The sequence below is a fragment of the Acidobacteriota bacterium genome, from assembly GCA_012517875.1.
Classification (GTDB): domain Bacteria; phylum Acidobacteriota; class JAAYUB01; order JAAYUB01; family JAAYUB01; genus JAAYUB01.
In genome coordinates this window covers 1-15,076 of sequence record JAAYUB010000169.1, presented here as the reverse complement: position 1 = coordinate 15,076, position 15,076 = coordinate 1, and the positions used below count along the sequence as shown (strand labels likewise).

At 69.1% G+C, this 15,076-nt stretch carries 12 protein-coding genes; 7 read left to right on the top strand and 5 right to left on the bottom strand.

Annotated elements, in window-relative coordinates:
- On the top strand, positions 1–1,587 hold a 1,587-nt coding region (locus GX414_15970), incomplete at its 5' end, for an AMP-binding protein (GenBank protein NLI48599.1).
- 240 nt (positions 1,588–1,827) lie between these two features.
- Here the strand turns inward: GX414_15970 and GX414_15965 are convergent.
- The gene (locus GX414_15965; protein ID NLI48598.1) at positions 1,828–3,237 is read right to left on the bottom strand and encodes an alpha/beta hydrolase; all 1,410 of its coding nucleotides are present in this window, start codon (positions 3,235–3,237) and stop codon (positions 1,828–1,830) included.
- 295 nt (positions 3,238–3,532) lie between these two features.
- Here GX414_15965 and GX414_15960 point away from each other — a divergent pair, with 295 nt between their 5' ends.
- Positions 3,533–3,709 (top strand): hypothetical protein, encoded by a 177-nt coding sequence (locus GX414_15960; protein ID NLI48597.1) that lies wholly within the window; start codon positions 3,533–3,535, stop codon positions 3,707–3,709.
- Between the two features lie 132 nt (positions 3,710–3,841).
- On the opposite strand, the gene GX414_15955 is transcribed toward GX414_15960, so the two are convergent.
- The 4 genes from GX414_15955 to GX414_15940 form a co-directional block, all read right to left on the bottom strand.
- Entirely contained in the window at positions 3,842–5,038 is a 1,197-nt protein-coding gene (locus GX414_15955; GenBank protein NLI48596.1) for a kynureninase, read from the bottom strand.
- Positions 5,038–5,841 carry a polyphosphate kinase 2 family protein gene (locus GX414_15950; GenBank protein ID NLI48595.1) on the bottom strand — a complete coding sequence of 268 codons (804 nt, stop codon included), beginning with the start codon at positions 5,839–5,841 and terminating at the stop codon, positions 5,038–5,040. The genes GX414_15955 and GX414_15950 overlap by 1 nt, the downstream gene beginning before the upstream one ends.
- A gap of 164 nt (positions 5,842–6,005) precedes the next feature.
- Positions 6,006–6,272, bottom strand: coding sequence for a hypothetical protein (locus tag GX414_15945; protein NLI48594.1), 267 nt, complete (start codon positions 6,270–6,272; stop codon positions 6,006–6,008).
- 79 nt (positions 6,273–6,351) lie between these two features.
- Positions 6,352–7,062 (bottom strand): lipid-binding SYLF domain-containing protein, encoded by a 711-nt coding sequence (locus GX414_15940; protein ID NLI48593.1) that lies wholly within the window; start codon positions 7,060–7,062, stop codon positions 6,352–6,354.
- A gap of 214 nt (positions 7,063–7,276) precedes the next feature.
- On the opposite strand from GX414_15940, the gene GX414_15935 reads away from it, so the two are divergent.
- From GX414_15935 to GX414_15915, 5 genes are all read left to right on the top strand, one after another.
- The gene (locus tag GX414_15935) at positions 7,277–8,032 is read left to right on the top strand and encodes a CPBP family intramembrane metalloprotease (protein ID NLI48592.1); all 756 of its coding nucleotides are present in this window, start codon (positions 7,277–7,279) and stop codon (positions 8,030–8,032) included.
- Positions 8,033–8,521: 489 nt separating this feature from the next.
- Positions 8,522–9,067: a hypothetical protein gene (locus GX414_15930; protein NLI48591.1), complete on the top strand. Its 546-nt coding sequence runs from the start codon at positions 8,522–8,524 to the stop codon at positions 9,065–9,067.
- Between the two features lie 110 nt (positions 9,068–9,177).
- Positions 9,178–10,986: a DUF885 domain-containing protein gene (locus GX414_15925; GenBank protein NLI48590.1), complete on the top strand. Its 1,809-nt coding sequence runs from the start codon at positions 9,178–9,180 to the stop codon at positions 10,984–10,986.
- 508 nt (positions 10,987–11,494) lie between these two features.
- Positions 11,495–13,462, top strand: a complete 1,968-nt coding sequence (locus tag GX414_15920; GenBank protein ID NLI48589.1) for a hypothetical protein — start codon at positions 11,495–11,497, stop codon at positions 13,460–13,462.
- 18 nt (positions 13,463–13,480) lie between these two features.
- The coding region (locus GX414_15915; protein ID NLI48588.1) for an ABC-F family ATP-binding cassette domain-containing protein at positions 13,481–15,076 on the top strand (1,596 nt) is incomplete at its 3' end.

Here is a 15,076-nt window from a genome sequence, read left to right as displayed (position 1 = left end):
GCCGCCGGCTGGTTCGCCGGCGCCGCCGACGCGGCCCGGATCGCCGTGCCGCCCGCCGCCCACATCGGCGAACTGTTCCTGGCCCAGGCGCGCCGCACGCCGGGTCAGGTGATCGTCGCCGACCAGACCAGCGGGGCCAAGACCTACCGCGACCTCGTCACCGCCGTACTGGTGCTGCGGCCCGTCGTCGCCGCGCTGCCCGGCGAGGCGGTGGGCATCATGCTGCCGGCGTCGGTGGGCGCGGTGGTGCTATACCTGACCGCGCTCTTCGCCGGAAAGACTCCGGTCATGGTGAACTGGACCGCGGGTCCGCGCCAGATGGCCCACGCGCTGGAATTGGCCGGCGTGGAACGGGTGCTCACCGCGAACCGGCTGGTCCAGCGGGTCAAGGCCCAGGGGCTGGACCTGTCGCCGCTGGCGGACCGGCTGGTGCTGCTGGAGGACGTGGGCCGGGCCATCCCGCTCCGCGTCAAGCTGGCGGCGGCGCTGCGGGCGCGGCTGGGCCGGCACGGCCTGGACCGCGTGGCGCCGCGCGATCCGGCGGTGATCCTCTTCACCAGCGGCTCGGAGAGCCTGCCCAAGGCCGTGCCCCTCACCCACGCCAACATCCTCACCAACGCCCGCGACGTGGCGGCCAACTTCGGCCTGTACCCCGACGACCGGGCGCTGGGCATCCTGCCGCCGTTCCACTCGTTCGGGCTGACGGTGACCACGCTGCTGCCGCTGCTCACCGGGCTGCGGGTGGTGTACCACCCGAACCCCACCGAGGGGACCGTCCTGGCCCGGCTCATCGCCGCCTACGGCGTCACCCTGCTGGTGGGCACCCCCACCTTCCTGCGAGGGATCGTCCGCGCCGCCGACGACGCCCAGCTCGCCACGCTGCGGGCGGTGATCTCGGGCGCGGAGAAATGTCCCGATGAGCTGTTCGACGAGGTGGGCCGCCGCTGGCCGAAGCTGAACATCATCGAGGGGTACGGCATCACCGAGTGCTCGCCCGTGGTGGCGGCCAACAACGAGCACGCCCCGCGGCGCGGCGCCATCGGCAAGCCCATGGCGTCGGTGGAATGCGCGGTGGTGGACCTGGACACGCACATCCGCGTCCCGCCCGGCAGCGGCCGCGCCGGCATGCTGCTGGTGCGCGGGCCCAGCGTCTTCGGCGGCTACCTCGGCGCGGGCGTCCCCTCACCGTTCGTGGAGTTCGAGGGCCGGAGCTGGTACCGCACCGGCGACCTCGTGACCGAGGACGCCGACGGCGTTTTCGCGTTCCGCGGCCGCCTCAAGCGTTTCGCCAAGTTGGGCGGCGAGATGATCTCGCTGCCCGCCATCGAAGAGGCGCTGGTTCGGGCTCTGGCGCCAGCGGCCGACGAACCGCAGTTGGCGGTGGAGTGCACACCGGTCGAGACCAATCCGGAGCTGGTGCTCTTCACCACGCTGGACGTGGACCGCGAGGCGGCCAACCGGTGCATCCGCGACGCGGGGCTGTCGCCGCTCCACAACGTGCGGCGGGTGGTGCGCCTGGAGGCCATCCCGCTGCTCGGCACCGGTAAAACGGACTACCGCTCGCTCCGGGAAATGCTCCGTTCGTAATCGTCATCGTAATTCGTAATCGAGACTCGAGGCTCGAGGCTCGTTCCCGATCAACGGACATCAGAAATCGGACTTCGGATATCGGACCTGGGACCTGGGTTCTGGGTCCTGGGTCCTGGGTCCTGGGTTCTGGGACCTGGGTCACAGAACCCATATCCTAATCTCCATTCACCGATTCACCGACTCACCGATTCACCGACTCACCGATTCACCGACTCACCGATTCACCGATCCACCCATTCACCGCTTCAAAAATTCATCGAACCACAGCCGGCTCTGGATCAGGCACGGGATGGCCGCGTCGCCGTGGCCCATGGTGTCGCTGACCACGACCAGTTCCACGCCGGCGCCAAGCGCCGTCATCCGCGCCAGCGCCACCTGGGCGTTGCCGATGGGCACCACCGCGTCGCCGGCGCTGTGGTACATCCGGAGCGGCGCCGCCGGGAGCCAGTCGTAGACGTCATTGAGCCAGGCGGCCACCCGGACCGGATGGTACGGGTCCGCCTTCACCGCGGCGGCGAATTCCGGCAACAGCAGATCAGCCAGCCGCGACGGCAGGGCGGCGGCGATCTCACCGGACGTGTGGGTGCCGTCGAACAGGTCCAACATCTGCGCGTCGTACGGCGGCTGGAACATCTCCGCCACAGCCGGCGCGAACGGGTAGACGTCGGTGATCATCACCAGCAGGTCGGAGACGTAGACCGTCAGCATGGGATCGTAGTCGTCCTGCGACAGTGCGTAATCCAGCATGGTCCCCGACAAATCGTAGGGGCCGGCCATGGGCGCCGCGGCGGTCACGGGCCACTCGGCGCCGAAGTGCCTCTCCAGCTCGCGGTGGAGCGCCATGGTGGCGTGACCGCCCTGGGAGTAGCCGGTCAGGAACAGCGGCCCGTCCAGCGCCGCGCCGTATCCGGCCGCGGCCGTGCGCGCGGCGCGCAGCAGGTCGATCCCCGCCGCCGCCTCGGTGTCCGCGTGGAGGTACGGGTGCCGGCCGAGTCCGCCGCCCAGCCCCAGGTAGTCGGGCGCCGTCGCCGCGTAACCGCCGGCGGCGGTGTAAATCAGGGCCGCGCCCAGGCCTTCGGTGGAGTCGGGGCGGGACGGCGCCTCGGCCCGGTCCGTGATCGTGCCGTGCTGATAACTCACCACGGGCAGCGTCCCGCTCACTCCGCCCGGCAGCGTCAGCAGCCCGGTGGCGGTGGCGGCGCCGCCCCATGGACTGAGCGTCCGGTAGCCCACCGAGTAGCGGACGGCGGGGTAGCGGGCGGGGCGCAGTTCGCCGAGACCCGCGACGAGCAACAGGAAGTCCGCCTCGGCGATGGAGATGGTGTCCACCGGCGCGCACGCCAGCAGCCGGCCGCGGTACGGCGGCTCCAGCAGCAGCAGCCAGGCGCCGTCGACGCCGCGGAACACGCCGTCCTCGTTCACGTCGGCGTTGGCCGCGTTCACGTCGCTTAGACCGATGTTCTCCGCCAGCAGGTGGCGCATGAGCAGCCGGTCGGCGGCATCGACGAAGCCGTCGTCGTTGAGGTCGCCCGGCATTCGCGCCTGCCCGGCGACCGCCGCTCCCAGCGCCAGCCACGCGGCCAGCGCCGCCGGGAGCCAAAAGCCGCACGGGCGGAAGATGCCGCGTCCGGGTGCTCGGTTGTCCACGATTGCCTCCTGCTCACTGTCGGCTTGTCCGGTGTGATCGCGTACCGTCCGCAGACAGGTTGCGAGTCCGATGCCTGGCTGCCCATTATACCGCGAGCGGCGCCGACCGTGGCCTGCACTGCGGAGCCGCCGTGCGGAGTTGTCCGTCCGGCCACCCATCCGCTTCCGAATTCCATAGAGCGGCCGGCGGCTTTCTGCTATGCTGAACCCATCTAGCGATCGCAACGGCGCCCGGCTCAGTGGGCGCACCCGCCGGGAGTCTTTCCGACGCCGCGATCGCTGCCCCGGAGGCATCATGCGCAGAATTCAGATCGCTCTCTTCATTCTTGGCATTCTGGTCCTGCTCGGCTCGCTTTCCTTCATCGGTGGCGGCGTCGGGGACACGCTGTGGCGCGCCGGGGTGGCGATCTTCCTCATGGACATCGCCTGCATCATGCTCTGGCCCGGGCCGCCGCGGCCGCAGGCGCCGTGAGCGCCGGCCGGCGCCGTTTTGCGCGATCCGCACGTCCACCGGGCGTAGCGGTGAATTGTCACTTGGACCTGGGACCTGGGAACTGGGATCCAGAACCCAGGTCCCAAGTCCGATCACGATTACGTTGACGAATCACGAGGAGGAGCGGGCTACTTCGCCCAGGATGGCCACGGCCGCCTCGAGCTGGGAGTCGGACAGATACGGCGCCGGACCCAGGCGCAGCGCCTCGCCGCGGGAATCGGTCCAGACGCCGGCCGCCTTGAGACGGCGGCAGATGTCGGCGGCCGCCGGGGCGTGGAGCACCAGGAAGCCGCCCAGGGCCTCGAGCGGCGCCGACCGGCCGCGGGTGATGATTGCCGGGTCGAGATCCAGCGCATCGAACCGCTCCGCGAGCAGGCCCACTTGATGCCGGCTCACCGTTCGAAGCAGCGCCGGGGTCAGGCCTTCGCGTTCGAAAAAGTCGAACACCGCCGCGGCGCGGTAGTGGCTCGTGGGATCGTAGGTGGAACCGGCGAAGCGCGCCGCCCCCTCGCCGTAGCCCACGCCGCCGACGGGCGTCCGGTCCAGCGCGGCGAACTCGGCGAACCACCCGGTGACCACCGGCCGCAGGCGGCAACCGGGGGGCAGGCGCAGGAAGCAGTTCCCCTCGCCGAGTTGGCAGTACTTGTAGCCGCCGCCCACCACGAAGGTGTCCGCCAGCCCTTCGGCCCGCACCGAGAACGGGACCACGTTCAGACTGTGGTAGGCGTCCACCAGCAGGGCGGCGCCCACGCGGCGGCACCGCTCGGCGAGAATCCCCAACCCCGGCACGATCCGCCCCGACCCGAAGAAGACCGACGAGACGAGCGCCGCCGCGGTGCGGTCGTCGACGACGTCGGCCAGCCGCGCCGCCGCGTCGTCGGCGGGCTCCGCGGGCACCCGGACCACCTCGATCCCCTCCTCCGCCAGGCGGTCGAGTTGGCGGCGGATGGTATGGAATTCACCGTCGGTGGTCACCAGCCGCGGCCGGCGCGCCAGCGGCAGGGCGGAGAGAAAGCGGAGCAACAGCTCGTGTGTGCTGGCACCCAGCGCGATGTCGCCGCCGGGGTCGTCCAGCAGCTGGGCGAAGCCGCGCCGGACCGCATCGGCCTGCTCGAAGGCGCGCGCCCACTTGTCGTCCACCCACTCAGCGGCGTCGAGCCAGGCCTGGAGCTGCCCCGCGAAGCCGCAGTCGGGCCACGCCTGGTGGGAATGGCCCGTGAGCAGCAGCCGCTCCCCCACGCGGAAGCGGCGGTAGTGCGCGGCCAGCGGATTGGGATGGCGGGCGAGCGCCTCCGGCGTGTGGCCCATCAGTCGATGCGGATCGCCGCCGGATCAAAGTCGGGTTGCGGATACTTCATCTTCAGCTTCTTCAGCGTGCCCACCAGGGTCTCGGCGATGAGGAGGTCGCGGAACCACTTCCGGTCGCCCGGCACCACGTACCAGGGCGCGTAGTCGGTGGACGTCCGGGAGATCGCGTCCTCGTAGGCGCGCATGTACTCCGGCCAGCGGGCGCGCTCCTTCACGTCGTTCGGGTTGAACTTCCAGATCTTGGTGGGGTCGGCGAGGCGCTCCTCGAAGCCGACCTTCTGCTCCGCCAGGCTGATATGGAGGAAGAACTTCAGGATGGTGGTTCCCTCTTCGGCCAGGAGCCGCTCGAAGTCGGCGATCTGGTCGTAGCGCCGGCGCCAGACCGACTTGGGCACCAGCTCATGGACCCGCACAATGAGCACGTCCTCGTAGTGGCTGCGGTTGAAGATCACGATCTCGCCCCGCGCCGGGACCTGCTGGTGAACGCGCCACAGGTAGTCGCGGGCCAGTTCCGCCGACGAAGGCGTCTTGAACGACACGACGCGGACCCCCTGGGGATTCACCCCCTGGAAGATGCGGCGGATGACGCCGTCCTTGCCCGAGGTGTCCATGCCCTGGAGCACGATGAGCAGGCGGTGGCGCCCCTCGGCGTAGAGCACCTCCTGCAGCGCCACCAGGTCTTCGCGCAGCTTGTCCAGCCGCTTCTCGGCTTCCGCCTTGCCGTGCTTGAAGCCCCGCTTGTCGGAGGGGTCCCAGTCGGCAAGCCGCACCCGCTTCCCCGGCTTGATCCGGTATCGGTCCATGTCGCCTCCTTCCTGCGCCCGGAGATGGCCGGGCGGCGGTGATGGTGTCGGTCGGGGTGTGTTCCGGATCGATTATAGGGGGCCGCGGCGGCCGGCGCAACGCCTTTCGGCTGCGTCGCCGGGCGGCGGAACCGGCTGGGACAGGAGTCGTCGCCGAACCGGCTTCAGCTCGGCTTGCGCCGCGTGCCGGCGATCACCTGCTGGAGCGCGTCCAGGTGGGGGACGACGTCGTCACCCGTCTTCCAGGCGTTGACCACGGCGTCGAGACCGCCGGCCAGCTCGCGAACGATCACCTCCACCGCCGCCAGCTGCTGGGTGAGCTGCAGCACCTGTTCCGACGAGCGCGCCAGCTCCTCGCGGAGCTCGCGGTTCTCCTCGCGCAGCCGCCGGACTTCGGACGGCCGGGACTGCCCGCGGCGTGGTTGCGTCATGTTCGCCTCGCTGGGGATGCCGGGCGCCCGCAGCGGCGGCCGGTTCCGGCCGCCGGCGCGGACGCGCGGGGCTCGGTGGCTACTTCTTCCCTGCGTACGGTTTCAGGACTGTCAGCAGCGGCTGGGCCGAGGCCGGGTACGGCTTGCTCTGTCGCCCCACCAGCATCTTGCCGTCAAGGAGCTTGCCGTAGTAGGCGGTGTTGGCATCGTCATCCACGGTGATGCCGGCCCCCTCGAGCGAGATGCCCGCGAACAGGCCCTTGCTGCGGGAGTAGGAGTAGATGTCCGCCTTCAGGGTGGCGTCGGTGGCCGCGCTCGTCTCCCGGCCCACCGGTCCGCCGGCCACGCTGGCCTGGCCGCCCAGCTTGAAGTTGTTGCCCATCAGCGCCTGGAAGCCGCGCTCGTTGTTCACCACCAGGAGCAGGTCGGTGGCCTGGCCGCCGATCTGGAAGCCGATGCTGCCGCCGGTGATGGTGCAGAAGCAGGGATCGCTCCAGCCGCCGTTGGGCAGCCGGTGCAGGATGATCCCGTGGCCGCGGTTGCCGCCCACGATGAAGCCGGCCTTGACCATGTGGGGGATGACGATCAGCCCGGTGCACTTGTTCAGCAGCGTCTTCGGCACGCCGCCCTCGGGGATGTTGAGGATCTCCTTCAGAACCTCGATGCTGCTCAGCATCCGCTTTTCCACGTCCCCTGTCGTGGGTCCGGCCGCCGCAGTGACCGCCAGCGGGCCGACCAGCAGGGCCGCGGTCAATCCGACGGCCAGCAGACGCACAAAACGAGGGTGCATGGTGTGTCGCCTCCTTGAGATATTCACGTCCCTTGCAAACTAGGATGCCGCTTGGTGCTCCCGGTTTCAGCCGCGCATCGGTGAGGCGCCCGCAGGCGCCGCCGGCGCCGCGGATCGGCCGGCGGGAAACGGGATTGCCTGGGGAGCCGTGCCCGCGTAGAATAACACTCCGGCCGTCCCCCTGCCAACCGCTTTTCGGAACGGTGAGGATGCCATGACCGACCTGCGCTTCGCCCGCACCTACTGGGAGGCTTCCCGAAGCTGGACCTACAGCCTGATCCTCGTGGTGCCGCTGCTGATCATCTACGAGGCAGGTATCCTGGCGGTGCAGCTGCAGCACCCGGTGCGCAACGGCGCCGACGCGCTGATCAAGACCCTGCTGCAGGTGGCCGGCGTCTGGAGCGCGGTGGGCTTCGGCGTGCTGCTCGCCGCGGCGCTGGGCGCGCGGGTATGGGTCGAGCGGAAACGGCATGGCGGGGCCGTCCGGCGGGAGTATCTGCTGTTCATGGCAGGCGAGAGCGTGCTCTACGCCCTGCTGCTGGCGCCGGTGGTGGGCCGGCTGACCCAGGCGGTACTGCCCGGCCTGTCGGCGCCGGCCGCGATCGCCGCCTCGCCGGGCGGGGAGTTCGGCCTCGGCGCCATGATCATCCTGTCGCTCGGGGCGGGCATTTACGAGGAGCTGCTCTTCCGGGTGCTGCTCATGTCAGGCCTGCTGCTGGCGCTGCGCAAGCTCTTCCCCGCGTGGGCGCCGTGGGTCGTCACCGCCGTCGCCGCGGTGGCGGCCGCGCTGCTGTTCAGCGCGTTCCACTACGTGGGGGCGTATGGCGACCCGTTCACGATCACGTCGTTCACCTTCCGGTTCGTGGCCGGGCTGGTGCTCAACGCCCTCTACGCCGCCCGCGGCTACGGCATCGCCGTCTGGACCCACACGCTGTATGACATTTTCCTCGCCGTGACCGTGGGATGGTAAAAGACGAGACTCGAGGCTCGTTGCCATTTGTTGCGAGTTGCGGGTTGAAATTTCGTGATCGTAATTCGTAATCGTGATCGTAATCGAACCGTTTGAATGTTCTCGGGTTCGAAAGTTCGCAGGTTCCAGGGTTCGCGGATTCAGCCAGTTGATGGTAGATTCGTCTCCCGTCTCCCGTCTCCCGATTCACCCATTCAACGCTCATCGTTGTGTCCTTCGTGCCTCTGTGGTGACTCGACGGACTTCGGGCATCGGACTCAGGACACCGCCGACAGTGCGCGGAGCACTCCGGAGTGCGGCGGATCGGCGCCGCTTTGGATTCCCCTCTACGCCGCGATCAATAGACGCGACCCTCTGCATCGCCACGACGAACATGTCCCTCGATCATGCAGATGGAACTCGCGGCCGGTGGCCGCGAGGTACTCGGACTCCGCCCGATGTTATAATTTCTCCAGCTCCATGTTGTTCAAAAGTACCAAGGAGGTGCTCATGACCAAACACACGTGTATCCTGGCTGCGCTGTTGATCGCCGCCGCCGGCTCGCTGGTATTGGCCGGCTGGCCGTCTCACGTGACCCCGGTAACCATCGAGAAAGGGAAAACCGTCACCGTCGCCGGCGCGCTGGAACAGGGCGTGGCGATGCCGGACCTCACCTGGGCGTCCCGCAGCACCACGGCCTGCTTCCCGGCGACTCAGAATCTGAAATTCAACGGCCGGCACGTGCTCTACGCCACCGTGCTGCCCGTCCGCTCGATCCTGACCATCACGGTCATCCCCGACGATCCTTCCGTCGATCTGAGCATCTACGCCTACTCCATCGGCATCGACAACTACAGCGTGGTCCCGGCCCTCGGCTCCTGCGTGTCGTGCGAGGCCGAGCACAAATGGGACCGGCCCAAACGCGGCAAGACCCAGGACCACACTCGGGCCGTCAAGCTCAACGCCGTCGGAGCGCCGTACAACGTGGTCGTCGGCGTGGCCGGCGCCAACGGACGGACCAGCGGCTCGTTCAAGCTCGAATTCACGCTGGAATAATCCTCCGGCGCCGGTCGCCGATCCCGGCGAACCCCGAACGTCAGCCGGCACACCCGCCCGCCCGGCGGCTTTCAAACTGCGGGCTGTGGACATCGGACTGGTGAGGGACAATGAATCCAGGGTTATTTAAGCGCGCCACCCGTCGCGACCGGAGGTGTCACTTCACCCGCCCGGTTCTCGCTCTGCTCCTGGGATGGGCCGCCTGCCTGCCGGCGTCCGCCACCGAAGCGGGAACCGCCGGCGGGGCGCCACCACCGGTGGTGGCGGACCTGGCCGCGGATTACCTCCGGGCGTGGCGCGCGTTCTATCCCAGCCAGGCCCTGGCCCAGGGCGACGCTTCGGCCGCCGCCCGGTTCGAAGATTTCGCCGCGGAGCGGACGGACGCCTGGATCACGCGCAACCGGCGGCTGCTCAAGGCGCTCGGCGAGGACCGCGCCGGCTGGTCACTGGACGACCGGATCGACGCCCGGCTGCTTCGCCTCCAGGCCCGCCAGGAGCTGGAGCTGTGGGTGGACGACGCGGCGCCGCGGCGTTCCCCCGGACTCTATGCCCGGCACATCGCCGGAGCTTTCACCCACCTGCTGGTCCGGGACAACATCGCGCCGGAGCAGAAGGCCACGGCAATCTCGGCGCGTCTCGCAGGTATCCGCCGGCTGTGTGCCGTCGCCCGCGAGCAGCTCGCGGACGGACGGCCGGCGGATACCGCCGGCGCCATCCGCACCCTGGAAGCCACGGCGTCATTCCTCACAGGCGGCTTCACCGACGCGGCGAAACCCTGCTTCACCGATACCCGACAATCCGATTTTAACCGGTCAGTCGCCGACGCCGCAGCCGCCATCCGCGGACTGGCCGGCCACCTCCGCACCCGCCTGCAGCCGCGGCTGACCCTGCCGGATGCCTACGGCCGCCACACGTATGTCCGCAAGATGCGCCTGGATTTGGATCACGACCTGACGCCGGAGGAATTGCTCCGTCTGGCCGAGGCGGAAATCCGCACGGTCCGCAACGAGATGTCCGTCGTGGCCGAGCGCCACTGGCGGTCGCGTTATCCGGCCGAAACGGTGCCGGTTGATTTCGACCCGCTCGTCCGGCGGGCGCTGGACGACATGGAGGCGGACCGCGCGGCGGACCAGCAGGCGTTCCTGCGCCAGTTCCTGGAGCTGATCGACCGTGCCGAGTCGTTTGTCCGGGAGCGTGGGCTGGCCACGCTCCCCGCCCGGCGGACGCTCCTCACCGCGCTATCCCCGGCCCACTTCGCCGGCGCCGCCGTGGGTGGCGTTTACAGCGCCGGTCCGTTCGACCCGGAGGCGGCCACCCTGTTCTACCTGCCCACCATCCCCGACGACGCGCCGGCGGCGGCCCGCGACGGGTTCTACCGCTCGTTCAACACCGCCTTCAACACCATGATCATCACCCACGAAATCTGCCCCGGGCACTACCTCCAGCTCAAGCTCGCCGCCCAGGGCGCGCACCCGGTGCGGGCGCTGTTCGGCTCCACGGTGTTCGTCGAGGGGTGGGCCTCCTTCTGCGAGGAGATGACTCTGGACGCCGGTTGGGACGGCGACCGTCCCCTGACGCGCCTGGCCCACCTGCGCAAGCGGCTGGAAAACGCGGTCCGGGCCTATGTCAGCGTCCAGGTGCACTGTCATGGCTGGGACCGTGAGCGGCTCACCCGCTTCGCCGTGGACACCGGGCTGCTGCCGCCGCAGTTCGCCGAAAACCTGTGGGGCCGGGTGCTGGAGTCCCCGCTGCAGTTGCCGTCCTACTTTCTGGGCTACCGCGGCTTCAGCGAGCTGTACCGCGCCGAGCGCCGGCGCCTCGGCGACCGGTTCAGCCTCCGGGCGTTCAACGACGCGGTGCTGCGCTCGGGCGGCGTCCCTCTCGACCTCCTGCCCGAGGTACTGGCGGAAAAGCCGTAATATTTTTCAGGCTGTCAGACAGTTGATCGTTGAGAGTTGATGGCTCGTGCTCGTGATCGCAATTCGTAATCGAAATCGAGGTCGTAATCGAACTGTTTCAAGGTTTGAAGGTTGGTAAGTTCCGGGTTCGCAGGTGCCAAGTTCAAAATCAGTTGATCATTGATGGTCGGTGGTGGATTCATCCGACGTCTCCCGTTTCCCGACTCCCGTCGTCCGTTGCGCGCGGCTCGTTTCCGATCGGCGGACATCGGATATCGGACCTAAGACCTCGGTGCTGGGTCCTCGTTCCCGGATCCCAATCCCCCGTTCCCGGGTCCCGGTCTCCAGACCCCTGGTCCCATCTACAGCAAAAACGAACTCGCCGCCAAACAGCCAATAAAAAATACGCAATCAGCAATAACCAATAATATAATCGTACCTCCGGGCGGTCACGACCGACGCGGGCTGTCAACGCATGGCCCGTTCCAAACGGCGGCGCCGCCGGATCCCCCGAGAGGCAGGACACACCATGGTGCGGAAACTATACACCCCCTTTCACCTGGCCGGCGAGGAGATCGTCATCGACCGGGAGCTGGCCGACGCCGCCGACCTGACGGCGTGGGCCGCGCGCTTCCAGCTCGGCACCGCCGGCTACCGCGATCTGGCCGACACCGCCGACCTGTTCCACCTCGGCGTGCCGTTCAACCCGCTGACCATGGCCATCATGACCGAGGCTTCCTGCCGGCTCCTCGAGCCGGGCGCCGCCATCCACCTGGGCGGCGAGGTCCGCGCCTGGACCCAGGAGCACATCGACCTGGCCGCCCGCATCTACGCCGCCCACGGCATCGCCTGCCGGCTGCGCGGCGACCGCGACGCCGACGGTCCCATCCGCACCACGCCCATCTGGCTCTCCTCGTTCGGCGTGTTCTACGAGGAGCTGGCCGGCGGCGAAAACTTCACCGCCAGCCACTCCCAGAGCTTCAAGGGCGGTCGCAAGCCCATGGACGGGCGCGGCATGCAGCTGCTGGACGCCGCGGCCGCCATCGAGCAGGGCGTGCGCGACATCGTCGCCGCCGTGCGGCGCGACGGGCGCTACGTGATCAAGCTGGCCCCCTCGCTCTCGCCCCTGATCCGGCGCGACTTCGACGTGATGGCGCCGTACACCCGCTACCTCCAGACCATCGTGGACCGCGAGGCGCTGGCGGCGGTGACCGTCGCCGGCGCCGCCGGTTTCCGGGTGGCCGTCTCCACCCAGGGCGGGTCCATGGGGCGCACATCGCGGCAGATCTTCGATCTGCTCGGTATTCCCACCGGACCCGGCGGCATCGTGGAGTACCTCCACTTCGCCGAGAGCCCCACCTATCACGGCATCGGCGTGGTGGACGGCGTCAACCACGGGGTGGACCCGGGCAAGTGGCAAATCTACAAAAACATCGGCGCCCAGCCGATCCTCCTCGGCGGACGCGCCGGCGTCGTGTTCATCTGGGACCCGGACGGCGACCGCTTCAACATGGTCACCGTCGCCGACCCGGCCACCGCCGCCCGGGCTCAGGCCAACGGCCTGGAAGTGGAGGCCGGCGACGCCGCCCGGAGCATCGTCTACTTCAAGCCCAATCAGATTTACCTCATGCTATTGGCGTTCCGGCTGGAAAGCGCCCGGCGGCAGGGTCTGCTGGACCGGCGCCCCTGGCTCCTCATGGAGACCTACCCCACCAGCCGCTCGCTGGCGGAGCTGGCGGCGCGGTTCCGCGTGCCCACATTCTTCACGCCGGTGGGCTTCAAGCACTTCGGCAACGCCTGCGCCCGCCTGGAGGAGCAGGAGCTGGCCGGCGCGGCGGAGCTGGCGCTCACCGACTCGCGCGGGCGCCGGCACACGTTCCCCGCGGGCACGCGGATCCTGCTCATGGCCGAGGAGAGCGGCGGCGCCGTCCTGGGCGGCTCCGAGATGCTGCACAGCCGGAGCGGGGCGCGGTCCATGCTGGCGCTGAAAGAAAAGGACGCCTTCCAGGTGGGCGTCACCGCCATGGCGCTCGCCGCCCGGCTGCATCTGGACGGCTCCAGCTTCGCCCGCTACTACCTGGAGGTGCTGGAGCGGTACGACATCCGCCACCGCTTCTACGAACGCCAGGACGTGACCCTGTTCGACGAGTCGCTGGCCGGCGCCGCCCGCGAGACGGCGATGGCCGAAGGGAACCGGACGAAGGACCGGGCGGTGCGCTTCTTCCGCTCCCTGGCGGAACGCCTCGGTCGGGGCGAGCTCAACCCCGGCGCCGTCACCCGGATCCTGCAGGAGCGCGGGCCGGCGGGATTCGTGTTCCCCCCGGTCCAGGATGCGTACTGGGCCGGCGACGGAACGCTGATCGAATTCGACGGCCTCTGGTGGCAGCTCCGCGCCTCGGGCACCGACGCGGTGCTCCGCTACTACGCCGAGGGAAAGCTGCGCGAGGAAGTCCGCTGGCTCAACGACGCCCTGATGCGCCTCGACGTGTCGGAGTAGGGAGGCCGTCCCCCGTCCATGCTGGTCAAACTGGAGAACATCGGGCGCTACTTTCCCGAGGTGGACCTCTTCGCCGGGGTCAACCTCCAGCTCAACGACGGCGACCGCGTCGGGCTGGTGGGTCCCAACGGCTCGGGCAAGAGCCAGCTCCTGGCCATCATCGCCGGCGAGACCGTCCCCGACGAGGGGCGGGTGGAACGCCGGTCGCGCCTGCGCATCGGCCGCCTGGCCCAGGAGGTGCGGGTGGACGGCGGCGGCAGCGTCCGCGACGTGGCGCTGGCGGTGTTCCGCCCGCTGATGGAGCTGGAGGCGGAGATCCGCCGGCTGGAAGAGGCGCTCACCCATGCCGCGCCGGACGAGCTGCCGGAGCTCATGGCCCGTTACGGCGCGGCCAAGGACAGTTACGAGCGGGGCGACGGCTACGCCTTCCGCGCCCGCGCGGTGGCCGTGCTCCACGGCCTCGGCTTCGGCGACGCCGATCTGGACATGCCGTGCGCGCGCCTGTCCGGCGGCCAGCTCAACCGTCTCGGTCTGGCCCAGCTCCTCCTGCAGAAGCCCGATCTCATGCTTCTGGACGAGCCCACCAACCACCTGGACCTGCCGGCCATCCGCTGGCTGGAGGAGTACCTGCAGGGGTGGGACCGCGGTTTCATCGTGGTCTCCCACGACCGTTACTTCCTCGATCGCGTGGTGAACCAGGTGTGGGAGATCGCCAACCGCCGGATCACGAGCTGGCCGGGCAACTACACCCGCTTCCAACGCGACCGCCACAAGCAGCTGGAGCAGCAGCGCCGCGAGTACCAGCGCCAGCAGGAGTTCATCGACAAGACCGAGGATTTCATCCGGCGCAACATTTACGGCCAGAAAACCCGGCAGGCCCAGAGCCGCCGCAAGATGCTGGCCAAGCTCGAGGTCGTCGAGCGGCCCACCGTGGACACGCGCCGGATCCACCTGGACCTCTCCGGCGTGAGCCGCAGCTCCGAAACGGTGCTGGTGTTGGACCACCTGGCCGTCGGCTACGGCGCGCCGCTGGTCCGGTTTCCGTTCGAGATGACGGTGCTCGCCGGCGAGCGCATCGGCATCATCGGCGAGAACGGCACCGGCAAGACCACCTTCTTCCGCACGATCCTCGGCCGGCTCGCCCCCGCCGGCGGGAGCTTCGCCTGGGGCCGCAACATCTCGGTGGGCTACTTCGACCAGAAAATGGAGTCGCTCACCGGCTCGCCCATCCAGGAGATCCAGCTGCTGGACCCGCTGGCGCCCGAGGGCGACCTGCGCACGTTCCTTGCCCGCTTCGGCTTCCACGATGACGACGTGTTCAAGCCGCTGGCGGTGCTCAGCGGCGGCGAGAAGAACCGCCTGCTGCTGGCGCGCCTGATCTACGGCCGGCACAACGTGCTCGTGCTGGACGAGCCCACCAATCACCTGGACATCCCCGCCCGCGAGCAGCTCGAGGAGGCGCTTGAGGACTACCCGGGCACGCTGGTGGTCATCACCCACGACCGCTACTTCCTGGACCGGATCATCCAGAAGATCATTCGGATCGGGGCCGGCACGGCCGAGCTGTTCCACGGCAACTACTCGGAGCTCGAGGCGTGGGGGGCGCGGCGCGCG